Origin of the sequence: Pantoea sp. Lu_F5_004 (genome assembly GCF_051136245.1) — a bacterium.
Lineage (GTDB): Bacteria > Pseudomonadota > Gammaproteobacteria > Enterobacterales > Enterobacteriaceae > Pantoea > Pantoea agglomerans.
This window is the reverse complement of the sequence record NZ_CP194946.1, coordinates 1735433-1751826: the sequence shown is the minus strand read 5'-3', so window position 1 is coordinate 1751826 and position 16394 is coordinate 1735433. Positions and strand designations below refer to the sequence as shown.

General features: G+C 53.7%; 14 protein-coding genes and 1 tRNA gene. 6 read left to right on the top strand and 9 right to left on the bottom strand.

The genetic code is table 11. The features are described from left to right. Window positions 1-86 precede the first annotated feature (86 nt). The 4 genes from flhC to otsB form a co-directional block, all read right to left on the bottom strand. Window positions 87-665, bottom strand: coding sequence for a flagellar transcriptional regulator FlhC (gene flhC, locus ACR8BN_RS08050; protein ID WP_010258532.1), 579 nt, complete (start codon window positions 663-665; stop codon window positions 87-89). Beyond that, window positions 662-1015 (bottom strand): flagellar transcriptional regulator FlhD, encoded by a 354-nt coding sequence (gene flhD, locus ACR8BN_RS08045; protein WP_434747500.1) that lies wholly within the window; start codon window positions 1013-1015, stop codon window positions 662-664. Before flhD ends, flhC begins: the two co-directional genes overlap by 4 nt. Window positions 1016-2031: 1016 nt before the next feature. Continuing rightward, window positions 2032-3468: an alpha,alpha-trehalose-phosphate synthase gene (otsA, locus tag ACR8BN_RS08040; RefSeq protein ID WP_039391132.1), complete on the bottom strand. Its 1437-nt coding sequence runs from the start codon at window positions 3466-3468 to the stop codon at window positions 2032-2034. Further along, window positions 3465-4253: a trehalose-phosphatase gene (gene otsB, locus ACR8BN_RS08035; protein WP_434747499.1), complete on the bottom strand. Its 789-nt coding sequence runs from the start codon at window positions 4251-4253 to the stop codon at window positions 3465-3467. The genes otsA and otsB overlap by 4 nt, the downstream gene beginning before the upstream one ends. A 454-nt stretch (window positions 4254-4707) precedes the next feature. Between otsB and eptA the strand changes: the two genes are divergently transcribed. The 6 genes from eptA (at window position 4708) to ACR8BN_RS08005 (ending at window position 9893) form a co-directional block, all read left to right on the top strand. Beyond that, a complete protein-coding gene (gene eptA / locus ACR8BN_RS08030; RefSeq protein ID WP_182686013.1) occupies window positions 4708-6336 on the top strand; it encodes a phosphoethanolamine transferase EptA in 1629 nt (542 codons plus the stop codon). Further along, the gene (gene pmrA, locus ACR8BN_RS08025) at window positions 6336-7016 is read left to right on the top strand and encodes a two-component system response regulator PmrA (RefSeq protein WP_010670822.1); all 681 of its coding nucleotides are present in this window, start codon (window positions 6336-6338) and stop codon (window positions 7014-7016) included. Before eptA ends, pmrA begins: the two co-directional genes overlap by 1 nt. Further along, entirely contained in the window at window positions 7013-8071 is a 1059-nt protein-coding gene (gene pmrB / locus ACR8BN_RS08020; RefSeq protein WP_143789067.1) for a two-component system sensor histidine kinase PmrB, read from the top strand. The genes pmrA and pmrB overlap by 4 nt, the downstream gene beginning before the upstream one ends. Window positions 8072-8381: 310 nt before the next feature. Continuing rightward, complete coding sequence (locus tag ACR8BN_RS08015) at window positions 8382-8948, top strand: flavin reductase family protein (protein WP_031594590.1); 567 nt, start codon at window positions 8382-8384, stop codon at window positions 8946-8948. A gap of 59 nt (window positions 8949-9007) precedes the next feature. Next, entirely contained in the window at window positions 9008-9541 is a 534-nt protein-coding gene (gene msrA, locus ACR8BN_RS08010; protein WP_031594591.1) for a peptide-methionine (S)-S-oxide reductase MsrA, read from the top strand. Between the two features lie 264 nt (window positions 9542-9805). Next, window positions 9806-9893 (top strand) — tRNA-Ser (locus ACR8BN_RS08005). A 171-nt stretch (window positions 9894-10064) separates the two neighbouring features. Here the strand turns inward: ACR8BN_RS08005 and phoH are convergent. The 5 genes from phoH to putP all read right to left on the bottom strand — a co-directional run bounded on the left by phoH (window position 10065) and on the right by putP (window position 16371). Beyond that, window positions 10065-10853: a phosphate starvation-inducible protein PhoH gene (gene phoH / locus ACR8BN_RS08000; RefSeq protein WP_010258505.1), complete on the bottom strand. Its 789-nt coding sequence runs from the start codon at window positions 10851-10853 to the stop codon at window positions 10065-10067. Between the two features lie 571 nt (window positions 10854-11424). Beyond that, window positions 11425-12702 carry an iron uptake transporter deferrochelatase/peroxidase subunit gene (gene efeB / locus ACR8BN_RS07995; RefSeq protein WP_086906028.1) on the bottom strand — a complete coding sequence of 426 codons (1278 nt, stop codon included), beginning with the start codon at window positions 12700-12702 and terminating at the stop codon, window positions 11425-11427. Window positions 12703-12704: 2 nt separating this feature from the next. Continuing rightward, window positions 12705-13820, bottom strand: coding sequence for an iron uptake system protein EfeO (gene efeO, locus ACR8BN_RS07990; protein ID WP_143789069.1), 1116 nt, complete (start codon window positions 13818-13820; stop codon window positions 12705-12707). Between the two features lie 52 nt (window positions 13821-13872). Further along, window positions 13873-14697: an iron uptake transporter permease EfeU gene (efeU, locus tag ACR8BN_RS07985; RefSeq protein WP_031593440.1), complete on the bottom strand. Its 825-nt coding sequence runs from the start codon at window positions 14695-14697 to the stop codon at window positions 13873-13875. A gap of 189 nt (window positions 14698-14886) precedes the next feature. Continuing rightward, window positions 14887-16371 (bottom strand): sodium/proline symporter PutP, encoded by a 1485-nt coding sequence (putP, locus tag ACR8BN_RS07980; RefSeq protein ID WP_039391146.1) that lies wholly within the window; start codon window positions 16369-16371, stop codon window positions 14887-14889. Between the last annotated feature and the right edge of the window lie 23 nt (window positions 16372-16394).

Sequence of the window (16394 nt, the reverse complement as noted above, 5' to 3'; positions counted from 1 at the left end):
GAGCCGCAGATGTTATTCCTGAACCGCAAGCAAAAAAAAGCAGCGGTATTAACCGCTGCTGGATGGCTTCCACAGTGCGAACAAACTTAAACGGCGTGTTTAACCTGTTCATCCAGCAGTTGTGGAAACATATCGGCAGGTTCTGCAGAAAGTTTACGTCTTTTTACTGCCCGTGATGGTGGCTGGCACAGGCTGCAGGTAAAGCTGCCAACCGGCTGATGCGCATGATTAATAAAGCTGCCGTTGCAGCTTTTACAATCTGCCAGTTCCAGCATACCGCTATCAACGAATCGGACCAGGGTCCAGGCACGAGTCAGCGCCAACAGCGGGCCCTCGTCCGATTGAGGACACTGTTCAAGATACAGGCGGTAAGCTTTAATCACGGCATCGACGCCGCTGCACAACCCGGTTTTCAGTAAAAACTTCCAGGCGTTACAGAACATAGAAGCATGAATGTTCTGCTCCCACGTCATAAACCAGTCCGTAGAGAACGGCAGCATGCCTTTCGGTGGCGGACTGCCACGTAATTCTTTATAGAGCTTGATCAGACGACCGCGGCTCAGTTGGGTTTCGCTCTCAAGCATCTGTAAGCGGGCACCTAATGTGATGAGCTCCATCGCGAGATGAATATCACGTGCTTCCTGAACAATACTTTTCTCACTCATGACATTGCTCTCTTTTTAGCAGGTGCATCATCTTTAGACGCATTACGCAGTAAACGGCTCGATAATAAAATGCCGGTGTGGATTTGTTGTAAATCATCCACGCGTGATTCCTGCGTCAGGCGATTAATGGTGCTGCTATCGGTAAAACGAAACTGGCAAACCAGTTGATTGGTTTCCGCCATTTTTACCATCTCAGGCAATGTTAATTCAGATAATGCGTTCGCCATTTTATCGTCAATTCCGAGGCGAAACATTGCAGAAGCTTTATCCTGGTTAATTAAACGCTGCGCAAGCAGTAAATAAGACAAGTTGAGATCGTAAATATGTTTCAGTACTTCAGAGGTGCCCATTATTTTTCCATCCTGAGAGATGCGACGTAACTGTATCGCAGAATAAATCTGCGGTTCGAGCTGCTGTTTGTTAAATCAAAAGATGGCAAAAAAAAGTTCATGTAACTTTAATGTCACCGTTTTCGCCTTCCATTTTTGTGTGGGTTTCAGACCCACCGAAGGTCGAAAATCCATGCCATTTTATTTTCGAGTTCTGGACATCTTCCGTGACGTCTTCTTACATTTTTTAGGACTATTCCGAAAACAACGCAAATCTATATCGTCTGATTTCCACATACAACGACAGTAATGTGAAATTTTAGATAAAGTGTGACGCAGATCACACTTTTAACGCAAATTTCTTCAGCAACCCTTTACCGTTACTTACCGACTGGTCATTTTTTGAGCAAAAAAGCCCGATTTTAAGTCCAATTGGTCCTGAGAAAGGTTTAATAGGGGGTAAAAGCATCTCTATTCGACGCTTTGCGCGGTCCGGAATGAATATCGGGTGTTAATCGTTTTAACACCCTATTTAGAACCACCCAAAGAAAGGTTATCAGCATATTATGCTGCCGAACGGTACGGGTATTTGCTGTGAAATTAGTTACTTAAGGGGAGTATCGCAGAGGGTGAGTAATGAAACCGTTAAGGTTTATACGGCAGCTGGGAAGATTTCTGACAACCTGGCGTTAACAGTGTTGGCGGGGTGTACAGACTCTGATACCCAATGTAACAAGGGGTTATATAAGAAAGTCGAATGAATTAACGAGGAGTTATACGTTGGCACTATTACTATCGGCAGCCTGAAGAGAAACTTGAGTAAAGAAGGTAAAGAAAGCGGCAGAGGCTGATTTGACGGGGTTTTCGGGCTTCCCTGCATTTATCGGGCCACTCCGGGCAGCCACTGACGTCATCAGCGTAGAATCGTAGCAAAGGGTCATTAACAGATAGCGGGCGAGTTTTCTGTGAGCTGGGCCGAAAAAAGCAGCGACGCCGTAAAGGCGCCGCTGCTTTCATAACCTGAGTCAGAACAGATATCAGGCGAGTTTTGGGAAGGTCGCGACCTTGTTAACCGTGTTGTGGTCAACGCTGCGCGGTTCAATGCGTTCCAGGTCTTTCAGGAAGCCTTCACGCCAGGCGGTAATATCATTTTTACGCAATACCGCCATCATGTCGTTGTAGCGTGAAATCCTTTCGGTACGCGGCATAGTAATCGCCTTATCCAGCGCGGCGGCCACTTCATCACGGTCATACGGGTTCACAATCAGCGCGGAGGTGAGCTCGTTGGCCGCACCCGCAAAGCGCGACAGCACCAGTACACCAGGATCATCCGGGTCCTGCGCAGCCACATACTCTTTCGCCACCAGGTTCATACCATCACGCAGCGGCGTGACCAGACCGACATCGGTCAGGCGGAAAATTTTCATCAGCAGGCGACGGTCAAAATGCTGGTTAAGGTAGTAGAGCGGGGTCCAGCCCAGCGTACCGTATTTACCGTTGATGCGCCCTGCTTCGGTCTCCAGCTGATGACGGATATCCTGATACGCCTGCACATCGCCGCGCGAGGTCGGTGCAATCTGCGAGTAGCGGATTTTGCCGCGATGCTGCGGGAAGTTCTCCAGCAGCGCTTCATAGGCAAGAAAACGCTCAGGCAGACCTTTGGAATAGTCGAGACGTTCACAGGCAATAATATTGCGTGCATCGCCCAGCTCTTTCTTCATAGCGGCCATTTTCGGTGGCAGCGGCCCTTCGGCCATCTCTTTAATACTGTCTGGCTCAATCCCGATAGGATAAACCTCAGTCATAAAGGTGTTGCCAAAGGCGCGATGTTTTTTGTCGCCCTTATTCTGCAGCTGCGTGAGCTGGCTGACGCTGTCGAGGAAGGCCACCCGATCCGATTCGGTCTGGAAACCCAGCAGGTCATATTCACACAGCATTTCCAGCAACTCTTTGTGCGGCGGCAGCGCATTAAATATTTCAGGCGTCGGGAAGGGAATATGCAGGAAGAAGCCGATGCGGTTATTAATGCCCGCCCGACGCAGCGCGGCTGCAAACGGTAAAAAGTGATAATCGTGGATCCAGACAATATCATCCGGCTTAATCAGCGGTTTTAAACGCTGTGCCACCGCATCGTTAACGTCGCAATACCCTTCCCACGCTTCCCGCTGGAACTGTACCAGGTCAAGGCGATAATGGAATGCGGGCCAGATGACAGTGTTTGAGAACTGGCAATAGTAGAGATCGTAATCGTTCTGGCTCAGCGGGAACGAGGCATACTCAATACCTTCATGTTCCTGAACCGTGACATCTTCTACCTCTTCGCCTGTGTACTCGCTGATTTCACCGTTCCAGCCAAACCACAGTCCACCGGTGCTTTTCAGTGCATCGAGAATACCGACGGCCAAACCGCCAGCGCTGGTTTTTGACCCATCGGGCATGGCGACACGGTTAGATACAACCACTAAACGACTCATAACCTAAACTCCTTACCGACGTTGTCTTGATCTGATAGTAATAATGTTCTTTCCAGCCAGCCGTAAACCGCATCGACATCATGAAGCCGATACTGGGCCTGGGTGGAACCTTCTCCGACTTTGATCGAGACGCCCTGCCGTGCGTTCACGGCCAGAAAGCCCTTCTCATCCGTCAGATCGTCGCCAATAAAGACCGGCGTACGTCCGGCAAAAGGGGGCTGCTCCATAAAGTCGCTAATCGCGGCGCCTTTATCGATACCTGCCGGTTTAATCTCAACCACACATTTCCCCGGCTGAAGCGCCAGTCCGGGAAAACGTTTCACTGACTGTTCAGCCAGTCGCATCACATCCTGCTCATGCTGCATCGCCTGGCGATAGTGAAGTGCGAAAGCCATGCCTTTTACCTCCAGCTGGGTGCCCGGCCAGGATGCCATGGCATCCTGCAACTCCGTCCTGAGCGATTGCTCCACCTCGACCGGCAGGCTGATGCGTTGCAGATTACCCTCTGCATCACGGCGCTCTGCACCATGTACGCCCGCAGCCGGACCGTACCAGGGAGCGGCCAGCGCATCGAGTTGTTCTATGGGTCTGCCGGAGACCAGCGCCAGCGCGCCCTGCGAGAGTGCAGAGAGCTGCTGCAGTTGCGCGATGACCTGCTCAGGAATAAATACCGCTTCGGGACGGGACTGAATCGCTGCCAGCGTGCCGTCGACATCAAAAAAGAAGGCGTACTGCCCGCTGCTTAATGTCGGGTACCTGGCATGGGTGTCTGCCGCTTGGGTCACGTTACTTCTCCTGAAAATCGAATTTTAATAAAACATTGAGTTAAAACAAGAATGTCCTGACGCAGTCAGGTCAGCAAGCGGGAAATTCTGATAAAGCGGTGATTGAGGGATAAAACGCGGTAACTGGATAGGTCACTCTCCTCAAACTTGCAAGCGCATTGCTGACAATACTGGCTAACTGAGAACATCTTCACAGTAAGTGTAGTCATTAACAGGGGTTATGCCAGAAAGATGCAGGTTTCATGCCAGCCGCTGCGGTTAAGTCAGCATAAAAGCACCATCCCATTCTGCTGCGCTTCCGATGATCGGGCCGGACGCGATCCACTGCTGACTGGAGTCACACACGTATTGCACCCGGCAGAGTCGGCACTCCCCAAAGCTTAAGCTTCTTAAGGTATTCCTAATATTGAAAGCGCATTCTCGTGACACTTTTATTACTCTGGTTCCTGCTCACATGGCGTTTAACCTGAAGAGGCCGCTGATTAGCCGCCTTACGTTGCTGATTCTGGCTGCGATTTACATCGCGGTTTTCCTTAACGTTGCCTATTACCGTCAGGTGCTGGCAGTGATGCCACTGAACGACCTGCACACCACGCTGGTCTTTTTATCGATGCCGCTGGTCGCCTTTAGCGTGATCAATATCGTGATTACGCTGGCCTCGTTTATCTGGCTGGATCGGCTGCTGGCCGCGCTGTTTATTCTGCTCTCCGCCTCGGCACAGTTCTTTATTCACACCTATAACATCGTGGTCGATCGCTCAATGATCACTAACATGATGGATACCACCGCCTCGGAATCCTTTGCGCTGATTACGCCACAGTTGCTCGTAACCCTGCTCACTTCCGGCGTACTGATGGCATTGCTGCTGTTCTGGCCGCGAATTAAAAAGCAGCAGTGGCGCGGCGTGCTGGCGCGACTGCTCAGCGTATTGCTGTCAGCAGCGCTGATTGTGCTGATCGCCCTGCTCTTCTATAAAGATTACGCTTCGCTGTTCCGTAACAACCGCGAACTGGTAAAAGCGCTGAGCCCCTCTAACAGCATCGCGGCGACGCTCTCCTGGTATAAGCATGAGCAGTTACAGAACGCGCCGCTGATTCGTATCGGTGAAGATGCGCACCTGCAGCCCAGCCGCAGCAGTGGCAAGCCAAATCTGACGATTCTGGTGCTGGGCGAAACCTCACGCGCGCAAAATTTCTCGCTGGGCGGTTACGGTCGCCTGACCAACCCCTTACTGGCGAAAGATAATGTGATCTATTTCCCGCACACCACCTCATGCGGAACGGCGACGGCGGTCTCCGTGCCCTGCATGTTCTCCAACATGCCGCGCGCCCACTATGATGATGTGCTGGCTGCCCATCAGGAGGGATTGCTGGATATTATTCAGCGCGCCGGGATCAGCGTGTTGTGGAATGAGAACGATGGGGGCTGTAAAGGGGCCTGCGATCGCGTTCCGCATCAGGACATGACCAGCCTGAACCTGCCCGGCATGTGTATTGATGGTGAGTGTTACGACGACGTGCTGTTCCACGGTCTGGATGATTACATCAGCCAGTTAAAAGGCAACGCGGTGATTGTGTTGCACACCATTGGCAGTCATGGCCCGACTTACAGCCATCGCTATCCGCCACAGTTTCGTCAGTTTGAACCGACCTGCGACACCAACCAGATCCAGGACTGTTCGCAACAACAGTTGATCAACACCTATGACAACACGCTGGTCAATGTGGATCACATCGTCGATAAAGCCATTAACGTACTGCGTGCGCATCAGGACCACTTCACCACCAGCCTGGTCTATCTGTCTGACCACGGCGAATCGCTGGGTGAAAATGGTGCTTACCTGCATGGCCTGCCCTATGCTATCGCGCCGGACACCCAGAAACATGTGCCGTTGCTGATCTGGCTTTCCGATGATTATCAGAAACGTTATGCGGTTAATCGCGGCTGTCTGAATAAACTGGCGGCGACAGACGATTTTTCACAGGATAATCTGTTTTCAACCATGCTGGGATTAACCGGCACCGCGACCCACGAATATGTGCCTGCGGATGATATTTTGACGTCGTGTCGGAGCCAACCTTAATGAAGATACTGATTGTTGAAGATGACGCCCTGCTGCTGCAGGGGCTGATGCTGGCGCTGGAAGGTGAAGGCTACGTCTGTGATGGCGTTACGCGAGTGCGGGATGCTGAAGCGCATTTCGCCAGCGGCCTGTATAGTCTGGTGGTGCTGGATCTTGGCCTGCCGGATGAAGATGGACTGCATTTTCTGATACGACTGCGGCGGCAGAAGAAGATGACACCCGTGCTGATCCTGACCGCACGCGACACCATCAGCGAACGCATTGCCGGACTCGACGCAGGCGCGGACGACTATCTGATCAAACCGTTCTCGCTGGATGAGTTGCTGGCGCGGATCCGCGCGCTGATCCGCCGCCACGTCAATCAGGGCGACAGTCATGTCAGAGTGGGTGCGCTGGCGCTGGATATGACCCATCGCCAGATTACGCTCAGCGACGTACTGCTGGATCTGACACCTAAAGAGTTTGCGATTCTGTCACGGCTGATGCTCAAGGCCGGGAATCCGGTTCACCGTGAAATTCTCTACCAGGATATCTATAACTGGGAGACCGAGCCTTCTACTAATACCCTGGAAGTGCATATCCATAATCTGCGCGACAAAATCGGCAAAAGCGCTATCCGCACCGTGCGCGGTTTTGGCTATGCGCTGGTGACGCAGGATGGCGTTCGTGAGGCAACATGATAAGACGTTTCGATCATCGCAGTATGCGCTTTCGCCTCATCCTGACCATCGGTCTGATCCTGCTGGTTTTCCAGGTGATCAGCGTGGTCTGGCTTTGGCATGAGAGCAAAGAGCAGATTCAGTTTCTGGTGGAAGCGCAGTTGCAGAAGCGCAACATGGACAGTCACGTTAAGCGTGAAGTGCATGAAGCGGTAGCCAGCCTGGCGGTGCCAAGTCTGGTGATGATTACCCTGACGCTGCTGCTCTGCTATCAGGCGGTGAAATGGATTACCCGGCCGCTTTATCAGCTGCAGCGTGAACTGGAGAGTCGCAGCGAAGAGAATCTTGATCCCGTCGCCTGCCACAGTCAGGTTCAGGAGATCGATGCGGTGACGCAGGCGATAAACCAGCTGGTCGCGCGTCTGAACAGCAGTCTGGAGCGTGAACGGTTGTTCACCGCCGACGTGGCACATGAGCTGCGCACGCCGCTGGCGGGATTGCGGCTGCATCTGGAGTTAATCGAACGTAACAGCGATGTCAAAGTTCAGCCGCTGGTGCAGCGCCTGGATCAGATGACGCACAGTGTGTCGCAGTTGCTGAATCTGGCGCGCGCCGGACAGTCCTTTACCTCTGGCACCTATCAGAACGTGGGGCTGATTGAAGATGTGATCCTGCCAATGGAGTCGGAGCTGAGTATCATGCTGGAGGCGCATCAACAGAAGCTGATCCTCGATCTGCCGCAGGAGCAGTTTGTGCGCGGTGATGCCACGCTGCTGAAGATGTTGCTGCGTAACCTGGTTGAGAACGCCCATCGCTACAGTCCGGATAACAGCACCATCAGTGTGCAGCTGGTGTTAACTCCTCAGCTGATGCTGGTGGTGGAAGATCAGGGTCCGGGAATTGATGAGAGTAAAAGTGGCGAGCTGAGTAAAGCGTTTATCCGGATGGACAGTCGCTACGGCGGTATCGGACTCGGGCTGAGCATTGTCAGCCGCATCGTCCAGTTACACCGGTTTCAGTTTTTCTTAGAGAACCGCCGCGACCGAAGCGGTTGTCGTGCCGTGGTGAAGTTTTAAGCGCTGAACCAGGCGGAGAGGAACAGAACGACCGTGGCTGCGGCAATCAGCAGTGCAGCATATTCACTCATCGGACGCGGAGCAGTCACAGGCAGAGCAACAGGAGCAGTTTTCATAGCATCATCCTCAGTTAAAGCAGGCAGTATCGCGATTGCATATTAAGGAAACCTTAAGCTCGCGATACTGCCGCTAAAAATGTCCGCGCTGCCGCACGCCGCCATCAACCTCGCATTTCTGCCCGCTGACACCCCTGCTGCATCCGCCCGGTGCTCTACACTTAATGGCTACGTTCCGTTACAGGAGTTACGCCATGAGCCAACGCATGCACAAATATGCTTTTCCGGTCAGCAAAGCCCGCAAATATCTTGAACCCGGACCGGTGCTGCTGCTCAGTTCGCAGTACGGAGATCAACATGACATCATGACGCTCGGCTGGCACACGGTGCTGGAGTTTTCTCCGTCACTGGTCGGCTGCATGATTGCCGGTATGAACCACAGCCATGAGCTGATCCGCAACAGCGGTCAGTGCGTGCTGAACATTCCTTCTGCCTCGCTGATTGATGAAGTTGTGGCAATCGGCAACAGCCACGGCGACAGCATTGATAAGTTTGAGGCATTTGGCCTGACGCCGGAACCCGCTCAGGTGGTTGGCGCGCCGATGATTGCCGAATGTTTTGCCAGCTTTGAATGTCAGCTTTATGACGATTCGATGGTCGCCAACTACAACCTGTTTATTTTTGAGATTGTTAAAGCGCATGTTGCCGAGCAGCCGGAATATCCCACTACCCTGCACTACACTGGCGAAGGCCGGTTCAGCGTGATGAGCGACAAAATACTGGATAAGAGCGGCGATTTTAAACCGGAGATGCTGATCTAGTTGAAAGCGGTCTGCCGCGCCCCCATTCACCTCTTTCGACCTGACAGGAGTAAATTATTATGGCAATCGAATACGCAGTTATCGCTGGCGGCTGTTTCTGGTGTACCGAAGCGGTATTTAAGGATGTGATCGGCGTAGAGTCGGTGGAAAGCGGTTATACCGGTGGTGCCCGTCCTAATCCGACTTATGAGCAGGTCTGCAGCGGTGCGACCGGTCATGCAGAAGCGATCCGCATTGGCTTCGACCCGGAGAAAGTCAGCTTTGGCGATCTGCTGGATATCAGCTTTGTCACGCATGATCCGACCCAGCTTAACCGTCAGGGTAATGATATTGGCACCCAGTATCGTTCCGCCATTTTCCCGGCCAATGCAGAGCAGGAAGCGGAAGCACGCGCCGCCATTGCCCGCGCTCAGGCTGACCATGATGTGCCGGTGGTGACCACCATTGAGCCGCTGAAAGAGTGGTATCCCGCTGAAGCTTATCATCAGGATTACTGGGAAGGCGCGGGCCAGCGCAACGGCTACTGCATGGCGGTCATTCCACCGAAACTGCAGAAGCTGCGGAAAAGTTTCGCTAACAGAGTGAAGAGCTGATTCCGGCATCAGTCGGGGCAGCGTCTGACCAGTAACAAGGTTGAGAACGCCGCCCCGGTTTATTTGCTGCCATAAAACTCACCTGACCGGGCTCATCAATATGGCGGGATGTGGCCGGTAAAACGGCGGGTTTTATGCCGCAGTAAATCGATTCGTTCAGAGCTTAAGCGAATAGATCAAAAGAGAAAAATAGTACTTGACCGTTTTCAACCGACTCCCTATAGTACCGCCCCGTTGACCCATCGCGGTCAGCGAAGTAAATCTGGTGAGGTGTCCGAGTGGCTGAAGGAGCACGCCTGGAAAGTGTGTATACGGCAACGTATCGAGGGTTCGAACCCCTCTCTCACCGCCATCTTCAAAGAAGAGCCTGAACTTTTGTTCAGGCTCTTTTTTTTGCATATTGCACTCTGAGAGGGGTGTGAGAAACCCCCGCCGGGGAACGACCACGGGCGCAGCCCTGCCCCACAATAAGAAAACCCGGCCGGAGCCGGGTTTGGGCGCTACACTTCTACTCAATCAAACGCTAGCTATACGCGTGCAGGGTGCGCTGACACAGCGCAGAACGCACACAATCTTCTTTGCCGAAGCGCACAATGCCAACCATCTCGTCCTCTTCGAAACGCGCCAGCGCGTCTGCGAGACCGGAAGGCACCCCAGCGGGCAAGTCGCACTGGGTAATATCGCCGTTAACAATGACCGTGACGTTTTCGCCCAGTCGGGTCAGGAACATTTTCATCTGCGCGGCGGTGACGTTCTGCGCCTCGTCCAGAATTACCACAGCATTTTCGAAGGTGCGACCACGCATATAGGCGAACGGTGCAATCTCTACCTTGGCAATTTCAGGACGCAGACAATATTGCATAAAGGATGCGCCAAGACGTTTAACCAGAATGTCATAAACCGGGCGGAAATAAGGCGCGAATTTCTCAGAAATATCGCCGGGAAGGAATCCCAGATCCTCATCTGCCTGCAGTACCGGGCGCGTAACGATAATCCTGTCGATATCCTTATTAATCAGGGCCTCAGCCGCTTTTGCGGCACTGATCCAGGTTTTACCGCAGCCGGCTTCACCGGTTGCGAAGATCAGCTGTTTTCTCTCTATGGCGTTAAGATAGTGCGCCTGAGCTTCATTACGGGCTTCAATCGGCAACCGGTCACGCGTATCGCGCGCCATGCCAATGGCATCCAGTCCACTCATATGCACCAGCGAAGTGACCGACTCTTCTTCACGCTGACGATGACTTCTGGAGTCACTACGAAGCACTCTTCTTGCTTCACGACGCGCTTTGATCACTGCTTTCTGTCTTCCCATAGTGGCACCTTTCAGTTGGTTTCATTTCCTGCGTCAGGCCGGTGGCCCGTTGCGATAACGTGAACGCTTTAGAGGTTTCAGTTGGCTTCCTTTTGAGCCATGACAGGACAGGGTAGTGGGTATGCAGCAGCGCAATAGCGTAGCTGAACACCGGATAAAACAGGATGCGATAAGACAAAAGAGATGGTTGAAGGAAGGAAGAAATAACGAGGCAGAATTGCCCTCGCGGTCAGGCGCAATTTATTTACTGACAGTGACTTTCCATTAAAGACTCGACCCATGCGCGAACTCCAGTGTGATACATCAACACATCCGATTACGCCTGTTTAATAAAGTGCACCATTTTGTTGGGCCTTTGCAATAGTAATTTTACCTGCTGGCAAAAGAATTGCTAATCACCTGTATGCATTTCTTTTAAGGCAAAATGTAAAAGCGTTTAATTTCAGTTAATTAGCTTATTTGATATACATCAAACAACCGCTAAAACTCAGTTTAACCTCAGCCAGCAAAGCACGAAAACCGTAAAACGTGGGCGACCAGAACAGATTCGCCCACAGTGGTTGAAATTTAATCAGGCCTCCAGCAACGACTGCCCTAAATAATGGCTGGCGTCTGGTACACCGGGCAAAACAAAAAAGTAACCGCCGCCAAAAGGCCGGATATATTCTTCCAGTGCTTCGCCGTTCAGGCGCCGCTGCACCGTAAGAAAGCCGCGTTCCAGATCGTGCTGATAGCAGACGAACAGCAATCCCATCTCCAGCTGTCCCGATGCAGAGATACCCGCGGAGTAACTGTAGCCGCGCCGCAGCATCAGGCTGCTTGCCGTCTCTGGTGTGCGGGGATTGGCAAGACGTATATGCGCATCCAGCGCAATCACTTCCCCGTCCGGATCACGGGCGTAATCCGGAACGTCGCGTTCATGCTGCATCCCCAGCGGCGCGCCACTTAATTTCTCGCGACCAAAGATAGTCTGTTGCTCGCCCAGCGGCGTGCGATCCCACATTTCGACGTGAAAGCGGATTAACCGTACAGCCTGATAGCTGCCATTGCGCGCCCAGACCGGTTCGTCCTGATCGTCTGTCACCCACAGCAGCTGATTCATCAGAGCAGGATTGTGGGTATCGGGATTGGCGGTGCCATCTTTGAAACCCAGCAGGTTAATCGGGGTCTCCTGCCCCTGACTGCGCGCGGCGTGATCGGAGATAAAGCCTTCACGCCGCCAGCGTACGCCAAGCAGGTCAGGCGTATGCTTGATGATATCCCGCAGGGCATGAATCACCGTATCCTGAGTGTTGGCACAGAGCTGCAACAGCAGATCGCCATGACACTGACTGGCATCCAGCGAATCATTGGGAAAGCGTGTCATCGGCTGCAATTTTTTCGGTTTGTGCGGCGCCAGACCAAAGCGTTCATCAAACAGTGAATTGCCGACCGACACGGTAATCGTCAGGTTATCAGGCGCGATAGTTGCCCCAAGAATGCCGGAATCCATTGGCGGCAGCTGCGGATTGGTAACTACCGGTGCCGGACCGCCCGTGGTCAGGAAGGCGATACGCTGGGTCAGCAACCGGAACAGACGCACCAGCTCCGCTTTATCGCTGCTGAGCAGATCAAACGCCACCAGCATCATCGATGCCTGCTGTGGCGTCGTGATACCCGCCTGATGCTGACCATAAAACGGCTGCATCTGCTGTCGGGCCTGCGGCGTAACCGTCCCCGGCGAAAAGCTGTCGGCGGCGGCGGCATGGAACGGACAGCCGCCGCCCAGCGCTGCCGCGCCACCCAGCAGCCCCAGCCCTTTTAGTAACCGACGACGCGCAGGCTGCGCGTCATCTTCCTTACGACTCATGATTAATCCAGACCCAGGGTGCCACGAAGTAATGAAAGATCTTCCGCCAGTGCGGTGATCGGTCCTTTCAGCGCGTTACGGTCGGCGCTGGTCAGTTTCTCATAGGATTCAAAACCGGTTTGGGTATGATACTTACTCAGGATTGCGTCCACTTTTTTGAAGTTGGCGTCAACTTTAGCCAGCAACTGCGGGTTCGCTTTGCTTACCATGGGTCGCAGCAGCTCAACGATTTTCTGCGCGCCATCAATGTTCGCCTGGAAGTCCCACAGGTCAGTCCGGCTGTAGCGATCTTCTTCACCGGAAATTTTGCTGGAAGCGACCTCTTCAATCAGACCGGCTGCGCCGCCGACCACTTTGGCTGGCGGGAAGGCCAGTTCGCTGATGCGTACCTGCAAATCTTTCACATCTTTATTCAGCTGCTCAGCGTAGTCCGCCATGCCTTTCGTGCTGTTATCAGCAAACAGCGCTTTCTCCAGACGGTGGAAACCGGTGAACTTTGGATCGGCCGCTTTCTTCTCATAGTCATCTTCACGGGCGTCAATGCTGCCGTCGAGATCGGAGAAGAGCTCCGCAATCGGCTCAATGCGCTCATAATACTGACGGGTCGGAGCAAACAGCGCTTTGGCTTTTTCAACATCACCCGCTTTAACGGCGTCAGTAAAGGCCTGGGTGTTGCTCACCAGCTGTTTCACCTGGTCGGTCACATAGGCTTTGTATTCGGTGATCGGGCCTTCCAGCTGCAGGCGTGCTGAGGTGCCACTTTTCGCCGCGCCCTCACCGGCCTGCACGATAAGCTTGCCTTTTGGATTGCTCAGCAGGCCACAGGTCATCTCATATTCGCCCGCCTCCAGATTGGCGGTCAGTTTCTGACTAAAGCCCGGCGCGATATTCTCACGCTCCTCAACCACCAGCACCCCTTTGAGGATCTCCCACTCCAGCGCTTTCTGGCTGTTGTTTTTAATCAGGAACTGGGTCTTACCGGCCTTGACCGTTAAGCTCATCGGCTCGCACTGCTTGTCGGTGACGCTTACGGTAACCTGAGGAACCGCCGCGGCCGCCGTTGCGGAGATCGCCAGCAGAGGAAGCAGCAGTGCCTTGCGGCGGAAACGCATTGTCATCTCTCTTTCCCTATCATGTTGCAGGCGTAAGATGCGCCCGTTAAATGTCAAATTACACAGTGGCCGACGCAGCAGAACGCGCAGGCATAAAGAACAGAATCAGCGCCGGGATCAGGTAGGCGAAGTAAACGGTCACTTCACTGACGCTTGGGGTCTCCTGATAACCCAGCACCCCTTCCAGCAGGGTGCCGAACAGCGAGTGGGTCGATAAGGTATTGCTGAGATCGAAGGCGACGTCCTGAAAGCGATTCCACAAACCCGCTTCGTGGAAGGCGCGGATAGCGCCCGCTGCCAGACCTGCGGCGACAAACAGGATGAATACGCTGGTCCAGCGGAAGAAATGGGCCATGTTAAGACGGATTCCGCCCCAGTAGAGCAGCATGCCCAGCACGACCGCGGTTGCCAGACCCAGCACCGCGCCAATCGGCGGCGCATAACCGACATCCTGGGTAAACGCCGCCAGCAGGAAGAACACTGACTCCAGCCCTTCGCGCGCCACGGCAAGAAACACCATCAGCACCAGCGCCAGACCGCCACGACCTGAGCGTTGCAGCGCCTGATCGACCGCCTGTTCAAGCTCGACCCTGATGTTGCGGGCGACTTTGCGCATCCAGAAGACCATTGAGGTGAGGATCACCACCGCAATCAGCGCCACGATGCCCTCAAACAGCTCCTGCTCTTTCTGCGGAAACTCACCGGTGGTGGCATTGATGAACAGACCCAGGCCCAGACAGAGCCCGGCGGCAATAAACACGCCTGCCCACATCGCGGGAAACCATTGGGTGCGCTGGGTGCGTTTGAGATAGCTGGCTATCAGGCTGACTATCAGCGCGGCTTCAAGCCCTTCGCGCAGCATGATGAGAAAAGGAACAAACATCGCCAACCTCTTGAATGTTAAGCAGCGTCAATAAACAGTAAAATCAGGTAAAGTGTAAACGATACCGATTATCATTATCGCTGAGAAAAAAACAAGTTGCCGGTGGAGATAATTTCATCTTTGAGTGGTTTATCTTTGTAACAAAAAAGCCCGCCCCTTTCGGGACGGGCCAGGCGATTAACGCCTCGCTTATTTTGTCTGGAACTCCGCCTCTGCAGCGGCAAAGCGCTGCTGCGCTTCTGCTGATGGCTCACGTCCCATCAGCGTGAACACCACAATGGCGATGCTGGCGAAAATGAAGCCTGGGATGATTTCATACAGTCCCAGCCAGCCATACTGTTTCCACACCAGCACGGTCAGCGCACCGACGATCATGCCCGCCAGCGCACCGTTGCGGTTCATCCGCTTCCAGCAGACACCAAACAGTACCACCGGACCAAACGCCGCACCGAAGCCCGCCCAGGCGTAGCTCACGAGGCCCAACACGCGGTTTTCCGGGTTAGCCGCCAGCGCGATCGCAATCAGCGCCACCAGCAGCACCATCAGACGCCCTACCCATACCAGCTCTTTCTGGCTGGCATTTTTGCGCAGGAGGCCTTTGTAGAGATCTTCGGTCAGGGCGCTGGAGCAGACCAGCAGCTGACAGCTCAGCGTTGACATCACGGCTGCCAGGATCGCTGACAGCAGAATACCGGCAATCCATGGGTTGAACAGGATACGCGCCAGCTCAATAAAGACCCGCTCCGCATTGGCGTTAACGCCAACCGCCAGCGTCGGGTTGTTCTGGAAGTAGGCGATACCGAAGAAGCCCACCGCCACGGCACCGGCCAGACAGAGCACCATCCAGGTCATACCGATACGGCGAGCGGTACGGATTGAACGATGCGAATCTGCCGCCATAAAGCGCGCCAGAATATGGGGCTGCCCGAAGTAGCCCAGGCCCCAGCCGAGCAGGGAGATCACCGCGACAAAGTTCAGTCCCTTCAGCATGTCGAGGTTTTCCAGGCTCTTCGCTTCAATCACCGCCAGCGAATCAGACCAGCCGCCGACCGCGATAATCACAAACACCGGCGTCAGAATCAGCGCAAAAAACATCAGGCTCGCCTGAACGGTATCGGTCCAGCTCACCGCCAGGAAACCACCCACCAGCGTATAGAGAATGGTCGCCGCTGCGCCCGCCCACAGAGCGGTCTGGTAACTCATACCAAAGGTGCTTTCAAACAGACGCGCACCGGCCACCACGCCCGAGGCGCAATAGATGGTAAAGAACACCAGGATGACAATGGCGGAGATCACGCGCAGGATTTTACTGTGATCTTCAAAACGGCTGGTGAAGAAGTCCGGCAGCGTCAGCGCGTTGTTGTGATGCTCGGTCTGAACCCGCAGACGTCCTGCCACAATTTTCCAGTTGAGCCAGGCACCAATAATCAGGCCAATCGCAATCCAGCTTTCAGAGATACCGGAGATGAAGATCGCACCCGGTAAGCCCATCAGCAGCCAGCCGCTCATATCGGATGCACCGGCAGAGAGTGCCGTAACCACGCTACCCAGACTGCGGCCACCGAGGATATAATCATCAAAGTTTTTGGTTGAGCGATAAGCCACAAACCCGATTAATACCATCCCAAGAATATAAACCAAAAAGGTCACCAGCAAAGGTGTACTTACACTCATCTGTCTCTCCACTTATTATTTGA

Excerpts from the sequence above, each read along its gene's own strand:
- flhC (WP_010258532.1), bottom strand. The coding sequence starts at position 665 with ATGAGTGAGAAAAGTATTGTTCAGGAAGCACGTGATATTCATCTCGCG.
- flhD (WP_434747500.1), bottom strand. The coding sequence starts at position 1,015 with ATGGGCACCTCTGAAGTACTGAAACATATTTACGATCTCAACTTGTCT.
- otsA (WP_039391132.1), bottom strand. The coding sequence starts at position 3,468 with ATGAGTCGTTTAGTGGTTGTATCTAACCGTGTCGCCATGCCCGATGGG.
- eptA (WP_182686013.1), top strand. The coding sequence starts at position 4,708 with ATGGCGTTTAACCTGAAGAGGCCGCTGATTAGCCGCCTTACGTTGCTG.
- pmrA (WP_010670822.1), top strand. The coding sequence starts at position 6,336 with ATGAAGATACTGATTGTTGAAGATGACGCCCTGCTGCTGCAGGGGCTG.
- pmrB (WP_143789067.1), top strand. The coding sequence starts at position 7,013 with ATGATAAGACGTTTCGATCATCGCAGTATGCGCTTTCGCCTCATCCTG.
- ACR8BN_RS08015 (WP_031594590.1), top strand. The coding sequence starts at position 8,382 with ATGAGCCAACGCATGCACAAATATGCTTTTCCGGTCAGCAAAGCCCGC.
- msrA (WP_031594591.1), top strand. The coding sequence starts at position 9,008 with ATGGCAATCGAATACGCAGTTATCGCTGGCGGCTGTTTCTGGTGTACC.
- phoH (WP_010258505.1), bottom strand. The coding sequence starts at position 10,853 with ATGGGAAGACAGAAAGCAGTGATCAAAGCGCGTCGTGAAGCAAGAAGA.
- efeB (WP_086906028.1), bottom strand. The coding sequence starts at position 12,702 with ATGAGTCGTAAGGAAGATGACGCGCAGCCTGCGCGTCGTCGGTTACTA.
- efeO (WP_143789069.1), bottom strand. The coding sequence starts at position 13,820 with ATGACAATGCGTTTCCGCCGCAAGGCACTGCTGCTTCCTCTGCTGGCG.
- efeU (WP_031593440.1), bottom strand. The coding sequence starts at position 14,697 with ATGTTTGTTCCTTTTCTCATCATGCTGCGCGAAGGGCTTGAAGCCGCG.
- putP (WP_039391146.1), bottom strand. The coding sequence starts at position 16,371 with ATGAGTGTAAGTACACCTTTGCTGGTGACCTTTTTGGTTTATATTCTT.